This window comes from Mycobacterium nebraskense, assembly GCF_002102255.1.
Taxonomy (GTDB): domain Bacteria; phylum Actinomycetota; class Actinomycetes; order Mycobacteriales; family Mycobacteriaceae; genus Mycobacterium; species Mycobacterium nebraskense.
Window position 1 is genome coordinate 20,423 of record NZ_LQPH01000125.1, and the last position, 22,448, is coordinate 42,870.

At 64.9% G+C, this 22,448-nt stretch carries 21 protein-coding genes and 1 pseudogene; 16 read left to right on the forward strand and 6 right to left on the reverse strand.

Features of this window, described 5'->3' with window-relative positions; translation table 11 throughout:
* Positions 1 to 85: 85 nt before the first annotated feature.
* From AWC17_RS15355 to AWC17_RS32075, 3 genes are all read left to right on the forward strand, one after another.
* The gene (locus AWC17_RS15355; protein ID WP_139315441.1) at positions 86 to 757 is read left to right on the forward strand and encodes a hypothetical protein; all 672 of its coding nucleotides are present in this window, start codon (positions 86 to 88) and stop codon (positions 755 to 757) included.
* Between the two features lie 123 nt (positions 758 to 880).
* Complete coding sequence (locus tag AWC17_RS15360) at positions 881 to 1,153, forward strand: hypothetical protein (RefSeq protein WP_139315440.1); 273 nt, start codon at positions 881 to 883, stop codon at positions 1,151 to 1,153.
* A 230-nt stretch (positions 1,154 to 1,383) separates the two neighbouring features.
* Positions 1,384 to 1,815 carry a hypothetical protein gene (locus tag AWC17_RS32075; RefSeq protein ID WP_139315439.1) on the forward strand — a complete coding sequence of 144 codons (432 nt, stop codon included), beginning with the start codon at positions 1,384 to 1,386 and terminating at the stop codon, positions 1,813 to 1,815.
* A gap of 890 nt (positions 1,816 to 2,705) precedes the next feature.
* Here AWC17_RS32075 and AWC17_RS32080 read toward each other — a convergent pair.
* Positions 2,706 to 3,113 carry a hypothetical protein gene (locus AWC17_RS32080; protein ID WP_141224646.1) on the reverse strand — a complete coding sequence of 136 codons (408 nt, stop codon included), beginning with the start codon at positions 3,111 to 3,113 and terminating at the stop codon, positions 2,706 to 2,708.
* A 157-nt stretch (positions 3,114 to 3,270) separates the two neighbouring features.
* On the opposite strand from AWC17_RS32080, the gene AWC17_RS15365 reads away from it, so the two are divergent.
* Positions 3,271 to 4,149, forward strand: coding sequence for a hypothetical protein (locus AWC17_RS15365; protein WP_040624341.1), 879 nt, complete (start codon positions 3,271 to 3,273; stop codon positions 4,147 to 4,149).
* Entirely contained in the window at positions 4,146 to 4,868 is a 723-nt protein-coding gene (locus AWC17_RS15370) for a hypothetical protein (RefSeq protein WP_023363510.1), read from the forward strand. Before AWC17_RS15365 ends, AWC17_RS15370 begins: the two co-directional genes overlap by 4 nt.
* A gap of 119 nt (positions 4,869 to 4,987) precedes the next feature.
* Here AWC17_RS15370 and AWC17_RS34190 read toward each other — a convergent pair whose 3' ends face one another.
* The 3 genes from AWC17_RS34190 to AWC17_RS15385 are packed head-to-tail and all read right to left on the reverse strand — an operon-like array spanning position 4,988 to position 7,422.
* Complete coding sequence (locus tag AWC17_RS34190; RefSeq protein WP_023363509.1) at positions 4,988 to 5,188, reverse strand: type II toxin-antitoxin system VapC family toxin; 201 nt, start codon at positions 5,186 to 5,188, stop codon at positions 4,988 to 4,990.
* Positions 5,189 to 6,841, reverse strand: a complete 1,653-nt coding sequence (gene tnpB, locus AWC17_RS15380) for an IS607 family element RNA-guided endonuclease TnpB (RefSeq protein ID WP_040624340.1) — start codon at positions 6,839 to 6,841, stop codon at positions 5,189 to 5,191.
* A complete protein-coding gene (locus AWC17_RS15385; RefSeq protein ID WP_007172352.1) occupies positions 6,841 to 7,422 on the reverse strand; it encodes an IS607 family transposase in 582 nt (193 codons plus the stop codon). Before AWC17_RS15385 ends, tnpB begins: the two co-directional genes overlap by 1 nt.
* 142 nt (positions 7,423 to 7,564) lie before the next feature.
* On the opposite strand from AWC17_RS15385, the pseudogene AWC17_RS15390 reads away from it, so the two are divergent.
* Positions 7,565 to 8,892 (forward strand): annotated as a pseudogene (locus tag AWC17_RS15390) (IS256 family transposase).
* Between the two features lie 281 nt (positions 8,893 to 9,173).
* Here the strand turns inward: AWC17_RS15390 and AWC17_RS15395 are convergent.
* Both AWC17_RS15395 and AWC17_RS15400 read right to left on the reverse strand, forming a co-directional pair.
* A complete protein-coding gene (locus AWC17_RS15395) occupies positions 9,174 to 9,590 on the reverse strand; it encodes a type II toxin-antitoxin system VapC family toxin (protein ID WP_040624374.1) in 417 nt (138 codons plus the stop codon).
* A gap of 2 nt (positions 9,591 to 9,592) precedes the next feature.
* Positions 9,593 to 9,856 (reverse strand): type II toxin-antitoxin system VapB family antitoxin, encoded by a 264-nt coding sequence (locus tag AWC17_RS15400; protein ID WP_007172349.1) that lies wholly within the window; start codon positions 9,854 to 9,856, stop codon positions 9,593 to 9,595.
* 101 nt (positions 9,857 to 9,957) lie between these two features.
* On the opposite strand from AWC17_RS15400, the gene AWC17_RS15405 reads away from it, so the two are divergent.
* From AWC17_RS15405 to AWC17_RS15450, 10 genes are all read left to right on the forward strand, one after another.
* Positions 9,958 to 10,932, forward strand: coding sequence for a hypothetical protein (locus AWC17_RS15405; RefSeq protein WP_023363505.1), 975 nt, complete (start codon positions 9,958 to 9,960; stop codon positions 10,930 to 10,932).
* Between the two features lie 63 nt (positions 10,933 to 10,995).
* Entirely contained in the window at positions 10,996 to 12,099 is a 1,104-nt protein-coding gene (locus AWC17_RS15410; protein ID WP_051404593.1) for a hypothetical protein, read from the forward strand.
* 85 nt (positions 12,100 to 12,184) lie between these two features.
* Positions 12,185 to 13,225, forward strand: coding sequence for a C40 family peptidase (locus tag AWC17_RS15415; protein WP_023363502.1), 1,041 nt, complete (start codon positions 12,185 to 12,187; stop codon positions 13,223 to 13,225).
* 17 nt (positions 13,226 to 13,242) lie between these two features.
* The gene (eccB, locus tag AWC17_RS15420) at positions 13,243 to 14,784 is read left to right on the forward strand and encodes a type VII secretion protein EccB (RefSeq protein WP_007172345.1); all 1,542 of its coding nucleotides are present in this window, start codon (positions 13,243 to 13,245) and stop codon (positions 14,782 to 14,784) included.
* Entirely contained in the window at positions 14,781 to 19,007 is a 4,227-nt protein-coding gene (locus AWC17_RS15425) for a type VII secretion protein EccC (RefSeq protein WP_007172344.1), read from the forward strand. The genes eccB and AWC17_RS15425 overlap by 4 nt, the downstream gene beginning before the upstream one ends.
* A gap of 93 nt (positions 19,008 to 19,100) precedes the next feature.
* Positions 19,101 to 19,397, forward strand: a complete 297-nt coding sequence (locus tag AWC17_RS15430; protein WP_007172343.1) for a PE family protein — start codon at positions 19,101 to 19,103, stop codon at positions 19,395 to 19,397.
* A gap of 29 nt (positions 19,398 to 19,426) precedes the next feature.
* Positions 19,427 to 20,581, forward strand: a complete 1,155-nt coding sequence (locus tag AWC17_RS15435; protein WP_007172342.1) for a PPE family protein — start codon at positions 19,427 to 19,429, stop codon at positions 20,579 to 20,581.
* 143 nt (positions 20,582 to 20,724) lie between these two features.
* Positions 20,725 to 21,021: a WXG100 family type VII secretion target gene (locus AWC17_RS15440; RefSeq protein ID WP_007172341.1), complete on the forward strand. Its 297-nt coding sequence runs from the start codon at positions 20,725 to 20,727 to the stop codon at positions 21,019 to 21,021.
* Between the two features lie 44 nt (positions 21,022 to 21,065).
* Positions 21,066 to 21,350 (forward strand): WXG100 family type VII secretion target, encoded by a 285-nt coding sequence (locus AWC17_RS15445; RefSeq protein ID WP_007172340.1) that lies wholly within the window; start codon positions 21,066 to 21,068, stop codon positions 21,348 to 21,350.
* A 78-nt stretch (positions 21,351 to 21,428) separates the two neighbouring features.
* A complete protein-coding gene (locus AWC17_RS15450; protein ID WP_007172339.1) occupies positions 21,429 to 22,349 on the forward strand; it encodes an ESX secretion-associated protein EspG in 921 nt (306 codons plus the stop codon).
* Positions 22,350 to 22,448: the final 99 nt, after the last annotated feature.

Here is a 22,448-nt window from a genome sequence, read left to right on the forward strand (position 1 = left end):
ACGTGTCACAACATGGCTCTAAGGTCTCTGGGATAGCGACCGTGCGGTCTCGCGGCAGGCGCGAGCGGAGAACGAGGTGCAGGCTGTGATTGAGCTTTCCGATCAGCAACTAGAAGTGTTTTTCCAAGGATGGACCATGCAATTCGCACTTGGGAGATGGTCAGGATCAGTGCACTTCAGCGAGCGAGAACGGGCTGTCATGGGTTTAGCTGCATGTTATTTCGCAGCCCGTTGTCCGCAGATTCGAATGCTGAACGCCGGGTTGTGCTTCGCGGCGTGCAAGGTTGTCCGGGTCATCGCGCGTGAAGAAGGAATACGGACCGAACCGCTGACGGTGACGGTGGAAGCCTCACACGAGGGCCACGAACTCTCGTTAGGGAGCCGACAGCCACGACTAAAGCGGCACGCATTGGCGCAGGGAACATTGCAGACGTGGTCGGGTCACGAAATCATTCACTTTCCCGATCACGGAGCCGTTTTCGACCCGACTATTACGCAACTATCGACATGGGAGGCCACGGTGCTACCCGCAGTAGCAAAAGCCCCGGCGATACTGCGGGAAGGCGACCGCATTCCGGCTGTGCTGGAACCTCTTTCGATCAACGCGACTTATACCGTTCAGCGGGCAAACTTCGACTACATGAGGATGTCTTCTTGGCCTGATATCGAGCAGATGGCCAACGATGGCGGCAAGATCGTGGGACCGGCAGCAGACCAGCTGGTGGCGACTATGCATAGCGGTTCATCGTCGTCATAGTTCGAGCTCACCCGTCCCTCAAGGCGTCCGCAAACCGCGCAAGCAGTCGTAGCATGCGGCGCTGGGCGAATCCGTGCTGGTTAGGCGATGTGTAGCCGCGACACCGGCGGTAAGATGCGGTTTATGTCAGCAGGCAAGTTCACGATGGATGTGGCGGAAACAGAGGCAGGCTTGTCTGCCGCGGACGCCGCTACCGCTCAGCAGCCCAGCGGCGACCTTCCAGGCCTGTGCGTCGGTGGCTACATGACGTCCTTGATCGGGGCGGCCATTGGGGGACGTGCGATAGGTGAAGCCCAAGCAGTCGGCCGTGCGGCGGCGAACACCGCAAGTCGAGAGTTCAGCATCGCGACAGTTCAAACCACTGAAGCGGGCAACTCAAGCATTCTCACGACGTAACGACAGGGGAGCGGCGCATGAGTTCATCACCTTGGTCGAGGACAGGGTCACCATCGGTGACGCTGCCGCCACCTCCAGCGCCTACACCTAGGCCTGGCGCGACCCCGCCGCCGACAGCAGTTCCGTTCCCAACAGGATTCCCGCAGAAGAGAACACGTCGTCGGGTTTGGCCCTGGGCCGCGCTCGGACTGCTATTCGCGATCGTGATCTCGGCTGCCACGGGATCGATAGTGACGCTCGCGGTAGCGCACAACGATGCCCGCTCCACCGACGGGCCGTCCGCTGCACCATCAGCATCAACGTCTGCGCCGCCCGCTCCGCAAGTCAGCGCGGCCGACGCGACGGCGACGAAAACTCATTTGTGTCAAGTTTTCGATACATCGGTTCAAGGTCAGCAAGGACAAGGCGGCCTCAGAGTAAATGGGACCGTCAATATCCCCGTCATGCTGCGCACAGTTAATAGTGCATTGGCGGTGCAAACAGCGCTCGTTCCGGCATTGCCTGCCGACGTCGCCTCAGCCGCACGGAACTACATTCAGACCACGCTCGAGGCCACGACGGCGGCGATGGGGAATACCCCAACTCCTGAAGTGAATCGCCTTAACGACATATCGAACGATGCGATCAATGCGCTTGTCGGTGTGTGCGGGCTGCCGAGGTAACCCGTTCGGATGGCGGAGTTAACAAGTACGGGCGGGGACGAGTTTCCCGCGTGGTGGTCAGAACGCAATAACAAGCAGGCGGCGCGCCTGCTCAAGGCGGTCAACCGGGGGCCAGTGGGTAAAATTCAGCCGCCGTCACTACCGCATGTCGGCAGTGATCATCCGCGGCCGCAGGGAGCCTTCGTCCGGTTTCTGTTCCAACCGTATGTGTGGCCGGAAGACTCTGAGACCGCCATGAACGCCGGCGCCGACAAGTTTGCTGATGACTTCAAACTGCACGATGACAGCGCGACGACAATCCGCCAGGCGGCGAACGGCGTCTTCGACGGCGGGTCATGGGTGGGCGAGAGCGCGGACGCTGCTCGCGCGGCCCACTTTGAAGCGGCGTCGATCAAGGATTTCCAGGCGGAGATCGCGCGCGTTGCCTCCGGTTTGATCAGGCGCGGCGCCGACGATGTGGCGAGCACCAAGAAGCACATGTTCGAGCAGAACACGCAGGCGCATCAAGAGGCCGAGGCCTTCCTAAAAAGCGGCTCGGGGCAGTCGCTGGCGCAGGTAGCGGTGATTCTCGGTGTGCACCGAACGACGATCCAGGCCTATTCGACTGAGTTGCAGGGCTACGCCACCCAATACACCGTTCAGTTCACCAACCACTTTAAAGAGGGCGGCCCCGGCGGCCCAAAATTCAAACAAGCTGGCAATGGTACAGACAATAAGGACCCGTCGACTGACGGTCCAGGGACGCCAGATCTGGGTCCCCCGAGACAGCCCGGGGGTGGGCGAGTTCATGCCTCATCAGACGGTCCCAACGACGGTGCAGCACCTCCTGCACCAGGCGGATCGGGACGCGTACACGCGCCCTCGTCGGATGCTCCGTTTGGATCACCGCGTCATAACCCGTTGACGTCGTTGATGGGTAGTGGGTTGCCGAGTTTGCCGAGTATGCCTGGCGGGGGATCGGGTGGTGGGCTTCCTATGGGCCCGTTGCAGGGGTTGATGGGTAGTTTTGGCGGTCTGCCGGGCGGTATGGCCCCGCCCACGGGGCTGGGTGCGCCTGGGCTGCAGGGCTCGCCGATGCCGTCCTTGGGGATGGACTTCGGGCGAGGTTTAGCGGCGGGCGCGGCGGCGGCAGGGGGTGTTCCGCCGGTGACGTCGGCGCCGATGACGTCGTTGGCGGCGCCGATCGAGTCGGCTCCGACGTCGGCTGCGCCAGCGGTGGCTCCTGTGTCTACTGCGCCGGCGGCGGCCGCTTCCGCCCCTGCACCGGCACCGGCGGCGGGTATGCCGGCAGGAGGCATGACTTCGTACGGTTCCGTTCTTCCTCCGCAGGGCCCGCCGCCGGCCGCTCCGTCGGCGGGCGGCTCGACGCCTGCCGCCCCATCAATACCGGCTGAGCCCGGAGGTGGGTCGCCCGGGCCTGGGACCGGGTTGATGCCGGTGGCGGGTCGGCGTGATGTGGTGACGGTGCGCAAGGATGACGCATATTCGGATTTGGAAACGGCCAAGGGCCTTGTCGCCGAACTCGCTGGGGCGGCGAAAGTAACTGATCCTGGATTGGATTGGGCTGTGGCCGTTGGCCGTAACGCCTCGGGCATGCCGACGTACTGGGTTGCCACGAACGACGGCGCGACCTACATCCCGCCAGTGGTGTTCCTGCGCAAGACGATGCCCATCGCCGGTGGCCACGATGCAGATTTTGACGCGCGCTGGTTCGGCTGGGTCAACCCGGCCGATAAAGCGGTGCGGGCGGCCCGGGAGTTCGGGGACACGGTGAGTGCGGTGGCCACGTCGTGGGCGCTGCCCTCTGAGTTTTTGAGGGAGCACCCGGCGCCGGAAGTGGCCACTGGCGTGAAACCCTCTGACGTGGCGGATAATGCGGCGGCGGAATTGTTGGCGTCGCGGGCCCATCGGCTGCAGACCGTGGACGCCGCCTTATATGCGGATCTGATGGGGGCCGATGAGTCGGTGGTGCGTGACTACTGCCGAGAGTTGATCCGCCAGTTGGCATTTGGTATTCCGGGTGAGGCGTTGTCGCCGGTTGCGCAGTCCGTGGCGCACTCACTCGTCGCTGAGCGCTGGCCCACAGTCCAGGAGTGGGCGCTGCTCGGCGAGGAACACGAAGACGCTTTGGTTCAGATGGCGTGCCAGCGACCGGGACTGGACGGAATAGAAAACCCTGACCAGACGGTCAGCTACACACGAGAATTCATCCGGTGCCGCCAGATAGAGGCTCTCTTGTGCTGGGACCGTTATGGGGGCGACCTACTCAACGTAGTGTATGCAGCATGGGTGGCCGGTATACGGGCGCCATTGAAGGAACCGGCACTGCGGTGAACGAAAGCTATTCCGCAGCAGCGGATTTAGCGGACACCATAACCATGTTGATGACGGAGCCGCGGCCTTTGCCGCGGCAGTTGAAGCGGCTAAAGAAACGCAGCGAGTGGCCGATCGATGAAGCGCTGCTAGTTTTCGAAGCGGCGGTGGAGTATGTCGCTATCCGCAATAACTATGACGCCGTGGCCGATTGGAAGAGGCGTCAGGCAAAGCTCAACGGTTGGTTAGGGGTTCTTCAACGTGAGCCGGCACCGATGTCCGATGAGCAATTTGCTGCCAGCATAGTCGCGTGCGGGAGAGTGGACCCGACCGAGCTGGAAGCAGTTCTGGTCGGTACTAGGCACACGGCGGCCTTGTTGGACGACATTGCCGAGGTGATAGCCGAGCACCAGCGCGAGCACGAAGAAACTGAGCGGATGAACCGGGCGGTGGCGCGTGGGCGCGAGCGGGTGAGGATGATCATGAAGCGGTGCGTGGAGCGTCGCGCAGAAATCAGCGCGGCTACAGAAGAACGCCTACAACAAATTTCGCCGGAAGATGCCGCCTCCCAGAAGTTAGCTATTGAGGCCGCTTATCCGGATCTGATCGTGCTGAGCGAGACAGCGTGTGAACAGATCAACGCGCAGACGCGCCGCGTGTTGGACGCGCATCGACGCACGGCAGCGATGCCGATTTGGCAGTTCTGGGAGATGGCCTACAAAGACCTAATCGAGGATTGAATACCGAGATCGTAGCCGTGATCGCCGCCTTTGGTGGACATCGTGGCCGTGGGGGCAGTGGTGCTAGGAGGGACCGTTAGGGCGTTGGCCAGTAGCCGACAACGCCGTTGAATTCGAGGTCAGTTTGGGTGAAGTCGTTGCCGAGTGGCGTAGGCCATGGTGTCGCCGTAGTTGACGGCTGCGGGGTGGCGTCCCTTCCCGTAGTGGAGGTAGGCGCTGTGGGCGTCGATCGCGTGTTCGAGGGTGAAGGGTTCGGGCGCGTGCGCGCGCGCGTCTTCCCGGCGGTATGACCGTTGCCGTTGAGTGTGTTTGAGTTGCACTCATGCGGCGTCCCCTTGCGGGGTTGGGGTTTTGGCCTCTCCGCGTCCGGCCCCGCGTGGGCGGGGTCTTACGGATGCTCCGCCGGCACCGGTTGATCCGGTGTCCGCGCCATGGCCTGTACCAACCGATTCGGTTGGCCCGGGTACCGATGGGGCCGTGGTCCCGACTGGACCACAACTGGCGTAATCCGGCCAGTCACGGAGATTCAAAGCAGCATTTCTATCGCGGTCGACCATTTCACCTGTCTGCGGGCAGATGAGGTGCTTGTCGATCCGGCCCTTACCGACCAGGCGGCATGGGGTGCCGTTGGGGTGGGTGCAGCGGTGGTGGAGCTGGCTTGATGGGAACCAGCGATCCGCCACGATCAGGGTGCTGCCGTGCCGAGTGGTCTTGTAGGCCAGCATCGGCGCGACCAATCCCATTGCGGCATCAGAAACAGACCGGCGAAACGCCCGCCGGCCCATACTGCGTTTCATCGCGGCCACATCGAGATCTTCGATCACGACCTGGCCGTAGGTGCCCGCCAACTGCGTGGTGAGTTGGTGGGCTGCTTCCCGCCGCAGATGCACGCACCGACGATCCAATCGGGTCAGCTTGGCTTTCGCTGCCCGATGACCGTGCGATCCGGGGATACGGCGGGAAAGTTCACGACCAGCCCTGCGGCGGGCGGCAAGTGTCGCCTTGAGCGGGGCCGGATTCTTATACTCGACAACGGTTTCGACGCCGGTGGCGGGGTCGATCGTGGCGACGGTGGCCAGCGTGCGCACCCCCAGATCCACCCCGGCGCGCACCGTGGGCTGAGTCGGCGTTCTTCCCGCGCTCGGGGTGCGCAGCGCATAGCCGACCGACACGAACAACCGGCCCCACCGCTGGGACAGGGTCATGTTCAGGATGCGGGCGCGCCCCGATGCGAGATGACGTTGCACGCGGCGGGTGTTCTCCTTGGACCGCAGCGCGCTGATGACCGGGACCGTGATGCTATGGCGGTCATCCTCTACCCGCATGGTGCCGGTGGTGAACCGGACCCGGCCGGGATCGCGTCGCGCCGTGGCGAACCGCGGGAAACCCACCCGCCGACCCTGGCGTCTCCCGTTCTTGCTGGCGCTCCAGTTGCTCAGTGCCTGGGCCAGATCGGCCAACCCTGCCGAGTAACACTCCTTGCTGTTAGTGGCCCACCACGGCGCCACCTCGTGCTTAGCGAGATTCCACGCTTTGCGTAGCGCGCCGAGGTCCCAGCCCAACGACTCATGTTCCGGATCAGCCGATTTCGCGTCGAGGTCGGCCTTCACCCGACCCAGACCCCAGTTGAACGCCTTGCGGCGAGCACCGAAATGCGACCGCACCAACGCCGCCCGCTCGGGCTCCGCTGGCCATTCCACCTCGAACTTCGCCGCGGTCACCAGCCAACCAGAGGCCACTTCCGCACCCAGCGAACCGTTGACCGCATAACCGGCGGCGTCCCCGTCGTAGAGCTTGAACAAGACAGACACCGATTCCACCACCGCACGGTGCGACTCGAAATCCGCGCCCACATCGACATAACGTGACAATGTTTGGCTGCCATCGGGTTTCGGTTTCCCCGGCAACTGCACACCACCGGTCAGCCCGGCCACCTTCGCCGCCTGACCACAGGTGCGCATCCCGACGATCATCACGCAGCCCCTGGCTCCCGCTTGGTGGCCGTCACCGCACGCATCGCCCGATTCCGCGCACCACGACGGCCGTAGAGCCGCGCACACATACTGGTCAGGACCTCGATCATGTCGCGCACCAGATCATCGGTGGTCTCACCCGGATCAGCGACCACGATCCGGCGGCCCTGCGCCGACAACGCCGCTTCCAGGTGTTCCACCCCGAAACGCGCCAGCCGATCCCGATGCTCCACAACGATCACCCTCGCATCGGGGTCCGACAAGATGCGGCGCAGCTTGGGCCGCTTCCCATTCAGCCCGGAACCGACCTCGCACACCACCTGGCCCACCTCAAGATCACGCTCCGTGGCCCACGCGGTCACCCGCGCCACCTGACGGTCCAGATCCGAGCGCTGATCATGGCTGGACACCCGCGCATACACCACCACCGTCGCCGCCGCACCCGATACCGAGGCTGCCGCCTTGACCAGAATCAGCCGCCCAACCCGCTCCGCGGGCACCGGCAACGTCCCCTCCCGAAACCACCGATAAGCGGTATGCCGGTTCACACCAACCGATTCCGCCCAATCCGCCAGATTCACAACACCAATTAGAAGACACTAACGCACACTTAAATGCACTCACTGCGCAACAGCTCGCAACCCCGCCCACGGGGCAGGGACTGTCGCAGTAAGGGTGTAAACGGCCTGATCGGCCCCGGTGTGTCGGGGCCGGAAAGGTCGCATGATGACCGAAACTGTCGTGGCTGTGGAGCCATCGCAGAATCTCGATGTTGAGGCCGCTGCGGCGGCCATTGAAGTCCCGGATAGCCGTGAGGTCGACGAGCTCGAGGTCGCCCGGGAGCTGGTACGCCAGGCCCGCGAGGCCGGCGTGGCGCTGACCGGCCCGGGCGGCCTGCTCAAGGCGATGACCAAGACGGTCATCGAGACCGCCCTGGACGAGGAATTATCCGAGCACCTGGGCTATGACCGCCACGATCCGGCCGGGTACGGCTCGGGCAACTCCCGCAACGGAACCAGGGCCAAGACCGTGCTCACCGATGCGTGCGGGCAGATCGAGATCGACGTCCCGCGCGACCGCGCCGGCAGCTTCGAACCCGAGATCGTCAAGAAGCGTCAACGCCGCTTGACCGATGTCGATGAGGTGGTGTTGTCGCTGTATGCCCGCGGGCTGACCACCGGTGAGATCAGCGCCCATTTCGCCCACATCTACGGCGCGGCAGTCTCCAAGGACACGATCAGTCGGATCACCGACCGCGTGGTCGAGGAGATGACCGCCTGGCACACCCGCCCGCTGGAACGCGTGTACGCCGCGGTGTTCATCGACGCCCTGCACGTCAAGATCCGCGACGGCCAGGTCGGCCCCAGGCCCATCTACGCCGCGATCGGGGTGGACCTGGCCGGGCATCGTGACGTGCTGGGCATGTGGGCCGGCGAGGGCGATGGCGAGTCAAATACTGGCTGGCGGTGCTCACCGAGCTGAAGAACCGCGGGGTGGCCGACATCTTCTTCCTGGTCTGCGATGGGCTCAAAGGCTTACCGCAATCGGTGGGCGCGGTGTTCCCCGACACTGTGGTCCAGACGTGTGTCATCCATTTGATCCGTGGGACGTTCCGCTATGCCGGGCGCCAGCACCGCGACGCCATTGCCAAGGCGTTGCGGCCGATCTATACCGCGGTCAACGCTGAGGCTGCAGCGGCAGCGCTGGACGCGTTCGAGGCCGAGTGGGGTAATCGCTATCCGGCAGCAATTCGATTGTGGCGCAACGCGTGGAGTGAGTTCATTCCGTTCCTGGACTACGACACTGAGATAAGGAAGGTGATCTGTTCGACCAATGCTATTGAATCGTTGAACGCCCGCTACCGCCGCGCCGTCCGGGCCCGCGGTCATTTTCCGACCGAGCAGGCAGCGCTGAAGTGCCTATACTTGGTCACCCGGTCGCTGGACCCGACCGGGACCGGACAGAAGCGATGGACCATGCGCTGGAAACCAGCCCTGAACGCCTTCGCGATCACCTTCGCCGACCGCATGCCCGGCAGCGAAACCACTTAACCGAAGATGCCGCTTACACCGTTAATCTGACGGACCCACGGGGCTGGGTGCGCCGGGTTGCAGGGCTCACCGATGCCATCGCTGGGGATGGACTTCGGGCGAGGTTTAGCGGCGGGTGCTGCGGCGGCAGCGGGTGTTCCGCCGGTGACATCGGCGCCGATGACGTCGTTGGCGAGATCCAAATAGAGACTCAACGAGTCTTGCTGTTACACAGGCGAACTGCCGAGGTTTCGACTCGCGAGCTGTACGAACACGCGGGGCAGATGAATTAGTTGGGACCGTTAGGGCGCTGGCCAGTAGCCGATGACGCCGTTGAATTCGAGGTCGGTTTGGGTGAAGTCGTTGCCGATGGCGATGAGGGGTTCGTGTGCGAGTTTGGCGGTGGCGTAGGCCATGGTGTCGCCGTAGTTGAGGGCGGCGGGGTGGCGGCCTTTTCCGTAGTGGAGGTAGGCGCGGTGGGCGGCGATCGCGTGTTCGAGGGTGAAGGGCTGGAAGCCGAGGTTGATTTCGGATCGTAGGCGGTCGAAGACGGTGCGCGCGGTCGCGCCGTGTCGGTTGGTGAGAACGATGAGGCATTCGGCTGCGTTGGCCGTGGACATGACGGGGCTGGGATCGGCGGCGATGGCGGCCGCGATCTGTTCGGTGTAGGGGTCCTCGCCCTGGATGAGGGCGACGATCGCGGAAGAGTCGATGATCAGGATCAAACTCCCGTTGCTGTGTCGTATCCGAGGGCTTGTTCGCGTTCGGTTTTGGTGATTGGGGATCGGTCGTCCAGTAGTGGCCAGATCTCGGTTTTGAGGACGTCGAGCAGTTCTGCGGAGCGGTTTGCGGTGCGGGATTGGGTGACTTCGATCTGGGCTCGCAGGGCGTAGCGGATGGCGTCGATGCGGCTGGGGAGGTGGAGGCGCGCGGCGAGCTCGTCTGCGAAGCGGATGACCTCTTCGTCTTTCACGTTGAAAGCCATGGGTACATGGTACCCCGTGGACGGTGTCCGGTACTTCGCGGGTGATCGCTTTGCCGGCGTGGGTGTGGCCCGGCTGGGTAGTGCCGGGTTAATTTTGTGGGGTGAGTGTTGCGGCGTTTGTGGCTGGGGTTGATCGGTTGCTGAGCCGTGCGCATGAGTTGTTTCCGGCCGGGGGTGCGGGCGGGGCACTGCCGAGCTCGGGTGATGTTGCGGTGCCGGGCTCTCCGGAGGGTGGCAGTGGTTTGCGGGCCGGGGTGGTACGCGCGGCCGGTTCTTATCAGCAGGCTCGCAGTGGGGCGGCGGGCCTGGATGGGGAGCTGGCGCAAAGCGCCGAGGAAGGCGCGCAGATCGGGGCCCAGGGCCGGGAGGCGTCGGGGTTGATTCGCGATCAGGCCCGTACCAGCGCGGCCGCGCTGTTGCCGATGGCTCGCACGCCAGCGGGTGCGCACCTGCTGATGGCGACGATGGATCAACATTTGGCGGCGATGCAGGACCAGCTGCAGACCACCAAAACCCAGTACCAGGCCATCTCGGCGGGATTGCGCCAAACCGCCGCCGGCTATCACACCTTGACTGACGGCGCGAAGGACTCACCGCCGGCGGCGCCGCTGGACTCATCGGATAAGTGGAAGCCAGGCGACAAGCATCATGAGCCTTACGGGGCTGGCGTGGGCGGGATGGGTCCGCCGAACTATCCCCATTCGCCGCCGTGGGTGGACATTTACGACAGGACGAAAGATCCGGATCAGGTTCCGCACTATTTCGTCAGATCTGACGAGATTCCCGGCTACCAGGTCCTTCCGCCGGGGCGCTATGGTCCCGCGACGGTTTACGACGAGCACGGCAACCCTGATCCTTATGTCCAGTTGGGCCCGAATTCTGGTGTGTGGGTGCCGCAGTCGGCTTTCCCGGGGGCGAAGGTCTATCCGCCGGGTGGGGGTGAGTTGCCGCCGTATGGGTGGAGTGAGTATGTGCCGGGCTCGGGGATTTTCTTGTGGCACGGGGATTTGATGCCGGAGCCGTATAAGCCGTATGGCCCGTCCGGGCCGCCGACGATTCCGCAGGGCGGCCGCTAAACCGGCCCGAACTGGCGGTGCGTGGCTGTGGCCGGGGGGATTTGCTCGGGTTAATTTTGGTGGGTGAGTGTTGCGGCGTTCGTGGCTGGGGTTGATCGGCTGCTGAGTCGCGGTCATGAGTTGTTCCCGGCCGGGGGGCCGGGTGGTGGGCAGGTGTTCGCCGCTGGGGGTCGGGTGCCGGTGCCGGAGGCCCCGGATGGCCACAGCGGTTTGACGGGTGGGGCTCGGGCCGCCGGTGGGGCGTATCAGCAGGCGCAGGCCGGTGCGGATGGTCTTGACGGGGACTCGGGGCAGGCGGTAGCCCAAGGTGGTGAGGTTGGTGCGCAGGGCCGCGCCGGGTCGGGGTTGATTCGGGATCAGGCCCGCGCGGTGGGTGCTGCGACCGCGGGGATGGGTCGTTCGCCGGCGGGCGCGAAGTTGATCATGGCGGCCATGGATGATCATTTGGCCGCGATGCAGCGTCAGTTGGATCAGACCACGGCCGAAAACCGGCTGTTGGCGATGCGGATGCGTCAGCTGGCGGCGGGCTATCGCGGTCTGGGTGCAGGTGGGATGGGCGGCGGTATGCCCCTGTCCGGGCTGGGCGGCTTGATGTCGGGCGGCGGCGGTGGCGGCGGCCTGAGCGGGTTAAGCGGCTTGGGGAGCGTGCCTGGAGGGTGGAGCCGTTTGGTGGGATCGGTCCGCGGGGGCCGGGGGCCGCGGAGCGAGGAAGCGGCGCCGCGCGGCGATGTGGGGACTGCGCTGGGCGGGTTGACGCAGGATTCGTCTCCGCGTGAAGTGGCTGCAGCGATCATCCATGAGGCTCGCCGGCGCGGCTACTCGCCGCACCAGACGATCGCGATCTTGTCTACGGCGATGCAAGAAAGCGGGTTGCGTCCTCGGGCTGTGAGTCCGAATGGGTTGTGGAGAAGCATTTTCCAGCAAGACTCGGGTTATCCGGGCCGCAATAATCCCAACACGGCGATTTCGGGATTTTTCGATCGGCTGGCCCACCATGGCGGTCCGTCGTCACCGGACATTTGGAAGTCGATCTTCTGGTTACAGCAGCGCCCGGGCGATTCGTCGGCTGAGGCGGCAGTGGCGCACGGACGTAGGGGCTATTTGAACGAGATCCAGAGTCAGTTGCCCAGGGCGACGGCGTTGTATCGCAGCATCGCCGGAGTTTGACCACCACCACCACAACGATGTACGAGGATGCTGCGAATTTTGCGTGGCTGTGGCCGGGGGGATTTGCTCGGGTTAATTTTGGTGGGTGAGTGTTGCGGCGTTCGTGGCTGGGGTTGATCGGCTGCTGAGTCGCGGTCATGAGTTGTTCCCGGCCGGGGGGCCGGGTGGTGGGCAGGTGTTCGCCGCTGGGGGTCGGGTGCCGGTGCCGGAGGCCCCGGATGGCGACAGCGGTTTGACGGGTGGGGCTCGGGCCGCCGGTGGGGCGTATCAGCAGGCGCAGGCCGGTGCGGATGGTCTTGACGGGGACTCGGGGCAGGCGGTGGCCCAAGGTGGTGAGGTTGGTGCGCAGGGCCGCGCCGGGTCGGGGTTGATTCGGGATCAGGCCCGCGCGGTGGGTGCTGCGACCGCGGGGATGGGTCGTTCGCCGGCGGGGGCGAAGTTGATTATGGCGGCCATGGATGATCATTTGGCCGCGATGCAGCGTCAGTTGGATCAGACCACGGCCGAAAACCGGCTGTTGGCGATGCGGATGCGTCAGCTGGCGGCGGGCTATCGCGGTCTGGGTGCAGGTGGGATGGGCGGCGGTATGCCCCTGTCCGGGCTGGGCGGCTTGATGTCGGGCGGCGGCGGTGGCGGCGGCCTGAGCGGGTTGAGCGGCTTGGCGTCGGGGATACCGGCGTCACTGATGGGCAGCCTGAGTCGCGGCGGCGGTGAGAACGGGGGGCCGGGTGAGCAGTCGGGCGCTTCGCTTCTGGGCGGCGGTGGCAGTGGGACGGCGCTGCGGGCGGTGCAGTTCGCCGAGACCAAGTTGGGTGATCCGTACGTGTGGGGCGCGACAGGGCCGCGCCAATACGACTGCTCCGGGTTGGTGATGGACGCCTACCGGCACGCGGGGGTTCAGTTGCCGCGCATGACCTACGACATGATTCACAAAGGTATGACGGTGGATCGCGCTGAGGTGCGGGCCGGTGATCTGGTGTTTTCCAATTTCTCGAGCAGAGGGCCGGAGCATGTGCAGATGGCGGTGTCCTCGACGAAGGTCATTGAGGCGCCCACCCCGGGGGGCCACGTCCAGTATTCGGGCTTCCCGCGTGGGCATGTTGTCGTGAAAAGAATTGTCGGATAACGATTTAACGGTGGGTATTGACGGTGGTTGAGCCGGGAGTGGATAAGGACGACGAGTCGCGCTGGCGCGGGCGCGGTCTGGGGCTTTCGACGCGGGTACAGGTGTCGGGGCACATGTTTTTCGCCCGTCGCGCGGTGGCGGCGATGACTCGGCGGCGGGTGCGGATGGAGGCCGAGCCGGGCCGGCGCCAGTCGATGGCGATGTTGGCGGGTGTGACGCTGACCGCTGTGCTGTGTCTGGGGGCGTTGTTCTGGTCGTTTGTGCGCCCGGCCGGTTCGGCGGGGCAGGCGCGGATTGTGGCCGATCAGGATTCGGGGGCGCTGTATGTGCGGGTGGGCGAGAAGCTGTATCCGGCGTTGAATTTGTCCTCGGCGCGGTTGATCGCCGGGGAGGCGGCCAGCCCGGTTCGGGTGCGCCGCAGCGAGATTGACGCAGCGCCGCGCGGGCCGCTGGTCGGTATTGCCGGCGCCCCGCAGGATATGGTGGCGACGTCGCCGGGTCGCTCGTCGTGGTTGGTGTGTGATGAGATCACCAAGGCGTTCGGGGCGGCTGCGCCTGAGCCGGTGACGGTGACCGTCATCGACGGCCAGCCCGAGCTGGGTCCACGCCGCCACGTGCTGGGCCCTGATGATGCGATGGTGCGCCGCTATGGGGATGCGGTGTGGTTGATCCGCGATGGGCGGCGCTCGTTGATCAATCAGGGTGCTCGGGCGGTGCTGTTGGCGTTGGGGCTGGGCGAGGATGCGGTGTTGGGGTCGCGCCCGATGAGCCGGGCCTTATTCGATGCGATCCCGGTGGGCCCGGAGTTGTCGGTGCCGGTGATCCCGAATGCGGGCTCGCCGGCACGGTTCGCGGGGGCGCCGGGCCCGGTGGGGACGGTGGTATCGACTCCGCAGGTGGGTGGGCAGACCGCGTATTCGGTGGTGCTCACCGATGGCGTGCAGCCGGTGTCGCCGGTGGTGGCTCAGGTGCTGCAAAATGCCGGGCCGGCCGGTGCGGTGATCCCGGTGGTGGCTGGCCCGGTGTTGGCGAAGTTGCCGGTGGTGCAAACCCTGGACTTGTCGGCGTTCCCGGCTACCCCGCCGCGGGTGATCGATAGCCAGGTCAACGCCGCGGCGTGCTGGCACTGGGAGAAGGTGAGCGGTGAGGCGCTGGCTAGCACGTCGGTCATCGCCGGCCCGAGCATCCCGGTGGCCGAGGGCCAAGTGGACAAAGTGGTGGACTTGGTGAAAGCCCCGGGGCCACAGATGCAGGCCGACCGCGTGTATCTGGGCCCTGAGTACGCCAATTACGTGGTGTCCACCGGTAATTCGCCGTCAGCGGCCACGGTGGAGTCGTTGTGGTGGATATCCGAATCAGGGGTGCGGTTCGGGGTGCCGCGCCAGGAGGACACGATGAACGCTTTGGGTTTGAAGAAGCATTCCCCGAGCCCGGCGCCGTGGCTGGCGCTGCGGCTGCTGGCCGCCGGGCCGGCGTTGTCGCGCTCTGATGCGCTGGTGCGTCACAACACGCTGCCTGTCGATGCCAACCCGGCCGAACTGGAGGTCCCGAAGTCATGAAGATTGGGTTCGCGCGCAAGCAAACTGCGCAGGCGCCGCCGTTTAAGCCTGAAACCCTTGACCTGCCGACTCCACTGAAAGTGCCGCCGCCACAAAGCAAACCGCTGTGGTCGGTGGCGTTGATCATCGGCCTGCTTGCGCTGTTCGGCGGAATGATGTGGATCAGCTTCGCCAGTGGTGCGCGCTCGTTTACCGGCGCGGGGTCATTTTTCCCGCTCCTGATGGTGGGCGGGCTGGTTGCGATGCTGTTCGGTGGCCGCGGCGGGTCGCAGGAGATGTCGCGCTCGAAGCTCGACGCGCTGCGGGCCCGGTTTTGCATGGTCATGGACGAGCTGCGAGGAACCACCTCAGAGTTGGCGGACCGGCTCGATCAGAATCACCGCTGGTATCACCCCGCACCGGGCACCCTGGAAGCGGCCGTGGGCAGTATGCGGATGTGGGAGCGCAAGCCCAACGGGTCTGATACATGGTTCGGGGTGGCCCGGGTCGGGGTGGGCATGACGGATCTGATGGAATCCAATGCCGCCGTGTTCAACGAGCCGCAGGACGCGCCGACCGATATCGAGCTCGAACCGGTGACCGGCAAGGTCCTCCAAGAGTTCATGCAATACCAGACGGTGGCCTACGGCACGCCGAAACTGGTGTCGCTGATGGTGGAGCCCGGCTATGAGCTACGCGGCCCGCGTGAGCGGGTGCTGGGCCTGATGCGCGCGATCCTGTGCGAATTGGTGTTTTTCCACGGCCCCGATCATCTGCGGCTGGTGGTGGTGACTTCTGATGCGGCCGAGTGGGATTGGGTGAAGTGGCTACCACACGCCGGTGATCCGAAGCTCATTGACGGTGCGGGCCCGGTGCGCATGGTCTATGGGTCGGTCGCTGAGTTCCTTGACGCGCAAACTGAGGCAATGTCGCTGTCCACCCGCGGGGACTTCCGCTCGCGCCTGGGCGCGTCGAAGGACCCTATTGAGCCGTTGCCGCACACGGTGGTCGTGTGCGACACCGAAGCGGGATGGGAGCGTCTCGGAAGCTCCGAAGGCGTCGCTGGGTTGACATTTTTCGACGTGCGCGGCCTAGGCCGCGTTCCGGCGTGCCGCGACGCGCGCCGGCGAGTGTTGTACATCGGTGAGAACGCTGTCATCTCGGCGGTGCCGCGCGACCCGATGACATGGGATCCGCAGGGGAACGATCCCCAGTTTTTCGCCTACGCCGATCAGATGAGCCGCGATGAGGCCGAGACGTTCGCCGAGCGCATGGCGCGCTTCCGGCTCGCCGAGGCCTATGAGGCGATCGAAGTTGATTCCGGCAAGCAGGTGATGGCCCGAGACATCCTGTCGTACTACGGGATTGAGGACGCCGCCAATATTGATTTCGACAAGTTGTGGGGCCCGCGTAGTGACATCAACTCCCTGCAGCGGTTGAAGGTGCCACTGGGTAACCGGATGGACAACAATGAGCTGTTTTTCGTCGACATCAAGGAGGACTCGGAAGGGGGCCAGGGCCCGCACGGGGTGATGGCCGGCACGACTGGCTCGGGCAAGACGACGATGCTGCGCGCCTTCATTGAGTCTCTGATGTTGGGGCACCCGCCGCAAAACCTGCAGTTCATGTTGGCCGACCTCAAGGGTGGCTCGGGTGTTCGGCCCTTTGCCGGGGTGCCTCACGTTTCGCAGATCATCACCGACCTCGAAGAGGACCAGGGTTTGATGACCCGTTTCATCGACGCGCTGGATGGCGAGATCGCGCGGCGCAAAGCCTTATGCGATGTGCCTGGCGCTGATGATGTGGGGGTATACAACAAGATCCGTGCCGATCAGCTCGCAGCGGGGGCTGCTGAGGTGTTGCCGCCGCTGCCGGTACTGGTGGTGGTCATTGACGAGTTCGCCGAACTGTTTAAGTTGATGGGTCAAGAGATTCAGGACTCGTTGTATCAGATCGCCCGCCAAGGCCGCGCGTATTGGATTCATCTGCTGATGGCCAGCCAGCAGATCGAAACTCGCGCTGAGAAGCTGCTAGAAAACGTGGGGTACCGGATGGCCCTGCAGACCAATACGACACAGTCAGCCACGGCGATCGGTGTGCCGAATGCGGTGAACCTCAAGGGTTCTGGGCAGTGCTATTTCTTGCAGGGCAGCCCCGCGAACGGCACGCTGACGAAATTTCAGGGCGAGTTCTTGTGGCGTGAGTACCGCAAGCCTGGCACGGAGGACCTCGACGACGCGCCGCAAGTGAGCGCGGCGTCAGTGAGTTATTTTGCGCCGCAACTGTTCTCCACGGACTTCACACCGTTGCCGCCGCCTGATGAGCTCGACGAGTCGCCAGCTGTGGATGGGGAAGTGGCTGATGTCGACGAGGTGACCGACGCGGGCGATAGCGAGGACGCCGAGGAGCGCAATGCGTTGATGCGCCCACAGGTGGGGCGCATCATCATCGACCAGCTGCGCCGGATTGACTTTGAGCCTTACCGGTTGTGGAAGCCGCCGCTGGATGCGCCGTGGAGCATCGAGAAACTGGTGAACACCTATCTGGGGCGGCCCTGGGACAGCGACTATGCGCGCACCCCGAACCTGGTGTTCCCTGTGGGGCTGGTGGACCGGCCATTCAAGCATGACCAGCATCCGCTGACCATTGACGTGTCGGGCCCGGGCGGCAATGTGGTGATCGTGGGTGCTCAGGGCTCGGGCAAAACGACTGCGCTGCAAGACCTGATCTGCGCGGCGGCCATGACGCACACCCCTGAGCAGGTGCAGTTTTACTGCCTGGCGTTTTCGTCGGCGGCCCTCAGTAGTGTGTCGGGGCTACCGCATGTGGGTGGTGTGTCGATGTCGCTTGATAGTGACGGTGTGCGCCGCACCGTGGCGGAGATCGCGGCGTTGCTCGCCTCGCGCAAGCGCAGCTTCGAGGCGACCGGCGTGATGTCGATGGAGGTGTTTCGCCGCCGCAAGGCTGGGCGTGAGCCCGGGGCTGTGCCTGAGGACGGTTACGGCGATGTGTTCTTGGTGATCGACAACTATGCGGCGATGGTTAGCGAATATGAGGCGCTCGTCGAAGACAAGGTGAACAGGATCATCAAAGAGGGGCCCACGTTCGGGATTCACGTGGTCGCCGCGGTGACCAAGAACACCGATCTGCAGGTGACGGTGCGGGGTAACTTCGGGTCTCGGGTGGAGCTTCGTCTGGCCGACTTCAACGAAGCGACGCTGGTGGCTAAGGCGAGACTGGCCACGGCTGTGCCGGCGCGGCCAGGGCGCGGCATGATTGGGCAAAATTACGAACGCACCGGCGTAGACCCCGTGGGGTTGCACACGTTGATGGCGCGCCCGGCGCTGGAGTCCACCGCCGCGGAGGTGTTCGATTCACGCAGTGTCGCCGAGGCTGTCAGCCGCCAGGCCGGTAGGTTCAATCCTGCACGTAAGGTGCGCAGGCTGCCAGGGCGGGTTTCGCCGGCCGAGCTGGCGGCGACAGCCGCCACCGATGATCGCACCCCCACGTCGATCGTGTGGGCGCTCGACGAGACCGAACGGCCGGTGTTTTTGGCCAGTCAGCATCTGATCATCGCCGGGCAACCCAAGTGTGGGCGCACGACGGCGTGTGCAACATTGATGCGCGAGATTCGCAGGGTTTACGCCCCGGGCGCTGACGGCGCTACGGGGCCGGGGCTGGAAGAAACGGCCGACCGCCCCGCGGCCCAGGTGTGGCTCATTGATCCGCGCCGCCAGCTACTCAACGTGCTGGATAAGTCCTACGTGCAGCGTTTCGCCTCGACGCCGGACTCGGTCAAAGCGCGCATGGGCGAGCTGGCCGCGGTCCTTGCGCCGCGGCTGCCCAGCGACGATTTATCGGTCGATGACATCGGCCGGCGCCACTGGCAGGGTCCGGAAATCTTTTTGATCATCGACGATTCTGAGCGGTTGCCGGTCGGCTTCGACTCACCTCTGGGGGTGATCGAACGGTTCGTGCAGGCCGGCGACGACGTCGGGTTGCACATCATCTACACCCGCCAGTTCGCGGCGTTCATGGCGGGCCTGGGGGCCGACCCCGTGTTCAGGATGCTCAAGCAGGCCAGGGAGCCGGAGCTGATCATGGATTCCGACCCCGATCAAGGATTCGTGAAGGGCAAATGGAAAGGCCATTGGATGCCCAAGGGCCGCGGATTCTTGCTGAATACCGCCGAATCGGGCGAATCGGGAATTTATGTCCAAGTCGCTGACGCCGGCCTCGGATAGATCTGCGATGGGCCGCGCGTAAGCCCGCGGGCGTCGATACACTTTTGTCATCAGACCGGTCAATGTCCGGTCGGCTCTTTACGGGAGGGTTCCATGTTTGTCGAGGCATTACCTGCGGGCATTGATGCATCCGCGTCCGGGTTGGCCGGGATCGGGGCGGCGGTAGCGGCGGGCAACGCCGCAGGAGCCGCACCCACACTGGGCGTGGTGCCGCCGGCGCCAGAGCCGGCGTCGGTTCTGTTGGCCGCGGCGTTCGGCACCCATGCCGGCGTGTATCAGGCCACCCAAGCCATCGGGGAGGTCGTCCACCAGATGTTCGTCTCGACCATGGGCATCAGCTCGGCCGACTACGCCGCCACCGAGGTCCTCAACACCGCTGCGATGGTCTAGGTCTAGCCCGCGGGTTAGCGCCCACAGCCATGGATTACGAGCTGCCACCTGAGATCAACTCGGGCCGCATGTATGCCGGCCTGGGTTCAGCGTCTCTGATGGAATCAGCCGCCGCATGGCAGGCACTGGCCGCGCAGCTCGGGTCCGCAGGAGCGGCGTTTGGGGCGGTGATCGAAGCGCTGACCAGCACGGCGTGGGCGGGGCCCTCGTCGATGTCGATGGCGCTGTCGGCAGCCCCGTACGTGGTGTGGATGATCGAGACGGCCGCGCAATGCCAGGAAGCCGCCGCGGCCGCGGCGGCGGCCGCGGCGGCGTTCGAGGCTGCCCGGGCCGGGGTGGTGCCCCCACCGGTGATCGCCGAGAACCGGGCGCAGCTGGCGGCCCTGGTGTCGACGAACTTCATGGGGTTCAACACTCCGGCGATCATGGCCAACGAGGCTCACTACGGTCAGATGTGGTCCCAAGACACCGCGACGATGTACGACTTCGCCGGGAATGCCTCGGGGATCACCGGCGCGCTGGTCCCGTTCGTGCCGCCAGCGCCCAACTCGGACCCGATCGGGTTGGCCGCGCAAGCGGCCGCGTTGGGCCAGTCGGGCGGCACCGCCGCCGGGCAGCAGCCGTTCAATTTCGCCAGCAGCGCGGGAAGCATGCCGGCGGGTTTGGACGGCGAATCCATGTTGTCGATGGGCCCGCAGCTGGTGAGCACGATTCCCCAAGCGCTGCAAGGGCTCTCGTCACCGCTGAGCCAGGGGTTGGGGGGCAGCGGTCTGGGCCAATTCAATTCGCTGCTGAGCCCGTTTATGAGTTTTATGAATCCGGGCATGTTCGGTGGGGGCACTGCGTCGACCTTGACCAGTGCGACCGGGCCCGGACTTGCGGGGATGGGCGGGGCAGCCTCGGAGGTGGAGGCCGTGGCGGGCCGCGCGGGATCGCTGGGCGGGTTGTCGGTGCCGGCAACCTGGACGGCCGGCGCCAGCGGGGAGTCGGCTAGTACGGCGCGGGCGGTCGCACCGGTGGCCGCCTCGGGCGGGGGCACGTCGATGGGGGCTGCACCGGCCACCACCGGGGGCTCCGGCATGTATGGGGGCACGCCGATGGCCGCGGGTATGCACGGGCGCGGCACGGACAGCGACGGCTCACCTCGCTATGGAAAACCCGTCAAAGTGCTACGCCGACGTTAGCGCCGAATTGGTGACATCATGTGCACGGAAAAATTCGTTCAAATAGCTTGCGCCGGCCGTTGCCCGGCGTTAGATCGGGCCAATAGACTGGCAACACAGCAACGCTGAAATAAAATCACTCGCGCTTTAAGGAGAACGTTATTATGGCCACCCGCTTTATGACCGACCCGCACGCGATGCGGGACATGGCCGGGCGTTTCGAGGTGCACGCCCAGACCGTTGAGGATGAGGCCCGCAAGATGTGGGCGTCTTCGCAGAACATCGCCGGCGGCGGCTGGAGTGGGCAAGCCCAGGCCACCTCCTACGACACTATGGGCCAGATGAATCAGGCGTTCCGCAACATCGTGAACATGCTGCACGGGGTGCGCGACGGCCTGATCCGTGACGCCAACAACTACGAGCAGCAAGAGCAGGCTTCTCAGCAGATCCTGAGCAGCTAACCGCCAGGTCCCTACCCACTTTTACGCCAAGGAGACGTACAACCATGTCGATCAACTATCAGTTCGGCGACGTCGACGCCCACGGCGCCCTGATCCGCGCCCAGGCCGCTTCCCTGGAAGCCGAGCACCAAGCGATCGTGCGCGATGTGCTCGCGGCCGGGGATTTTTGGGGTGGCGCCGGGTCGGTCGCCTGCCAGGAGTTCATCACCCAGTTGGGCCGCAACTTCCAGGTGATCTACGAGCAGGCCAACGCTCACGGACAGAAGGTGCAGACCGCCGGAAGCAACATGAACAGCACCGACAGCGCCGTCGGATCTTCGTGGGCCTAGCCCGCACTGTTCCAGCCAACGACGTGGCGGCACCGGATTCGGTGCCGCCACGTCAGCGTTTGAGCAAGGAAACCTGCTATGACGAGCGCCGAAATTCCGGCCACCCCGACTTCTGACATCACCGTCAACCTCGAGGGACTGTGGCTGCTGCAAGCCATGCTGGGCATTCCCCAGCTCGCCCCCGAACTGCGCGGACGCCCCTACGGACAACCACGAAACACCGACTGGCTCACCGCGCACCCGGGTTTGGCGGTGCTGGTCGACCAAGGCATCGCCGATGAGGATGCGATGGTGCGTGCTGATATCGCCGCGCGCATGAAGGTGCTGGCCGCGCCCGACGTTGAAGTCATCTTGCTGGTCTGCCGCGGGGCGATGAACGTGGTGACACCGGTGGTGATGGATGATCCCACTACCTGGCGCGCGATCCCCGATGAGCAGCTGCGCGTTGTGCTGGCCCGCCGCGACGGCCGGTGGGCCTCTGCGGTGCGCGCCGGGTCCTACGTCACCATTGACGACTGTCCGGGCACCGACCAGGAATGGGTGCAACGCCTAGTCTTTGAAGCTCTGGACTCGGTGCACTGGGTGGAGCCGGCGCGGATCAGCGCGGTCAACGTGCCGCTGGATGACATGCGTACCGCGATCACGTTGCACGCCAAGGCGGGCTCGGCAGCAGCGAAAATGGCTGCGCTGCGCGCACTGGGGCTGCGCGGGGGTGCGCTGGCTGAGCTGGGCGCGGCGTTAGAAGATCCCCAAGCTGAGGCGTTGGTTTATGCGCGCGCCCATGTGGATGCCGACACGGTGTGGAGCGAAACGGTGCTCAACCTGCGCGACACTGCCTCGGGGCGGGTGGCGCTGTACCGACTGAACCCGCCCGCGGGCAGCCAGCAGGAGTGGCTGGCCATCGCCCCGGCGGGTCCTGCCCAGCTGCATCACGCGCTGACGACGGTCTTCGACAGTGTCGGTGTGCGCGCCTGGGACAGTCATGAACGAATGGCCTGACAAAAAGCGGTACCGCCGTGCCAGCAAAGTGTTCTCGATGAATACCGAGCGGGCGTGGTATAGCGAGAATTCTGCCTTTAGGATCGGACATAGTAACCG

Coding starts and splice junctions, on each gene's coding strand:
- AWC17_RS15430 (WP_007172343.1), top strand. CDS start 19,101: ATGTTTGTCGAGGCATTACCTGCGGGCATTGATGCATCCGCGTCCGGG.
- AWC17_RS15445 (WP_007172340.1), top strand. CDS start 21,066: ATGTCGATCAACTATCAGTTCGGCGACGTCGACGCCCACGGCGCCCTG.
- AWC17_RS15425 (WP_007172344.1), top strand. CDS start 14,781: ATGAAGATTGGGTTCGCGCGCAAGCAAACTGCGCAGGCGCCGCCGTTT.
- AWC17_RS15450 (WP_007172339.1), top strand. CDS start 21,429: ATGACGAGCGCCGAAATTCCGGCCACCCCGACTTCTGACATCACCGTC.
- AWC17_RS15440 (WP_007172341.1), top strand. CDS start 20,725: ATGGCCACCCGCTTTATGACCGACCCGCACGCGATGCGGGACATGGCC.
- AWC17_RS15435 (WP_007172342.1), top strand. CDS start 19,427: ATGGATTACGAGCTGCCACCTGAGATCAACTCGGGCCGCATGTATGCC.
- tnpB (WP_040624340.1), bottom strand. CDS start 6,841: ATGATCGTCGGGATGCGCACCTGTGGTCAGGCGGCGAAGGTGGCCGGG.
- AWC17_RS15360 (WP_139315440.1), top strand. CDS start 881: ATGTCAGCAGGCAAGTTCACGATGGATGTGGCGGAAACAGAGGCAGGC.
- AWC17_RS15400 (WP_007172349.1), bottom strand. CDS start 9,856: ATGGCTTTCAACGTGAAAGACGAAGAGGTCATCCGCTTCGCAGACGAG.
- AWC17_RS32080 (WP_141224646.1), bottom strand. CDS start 3,113: ATGCCTCCTGCCGGCATACCCGCCGCCGGTGCCGGTGCAGGGGCGGAA.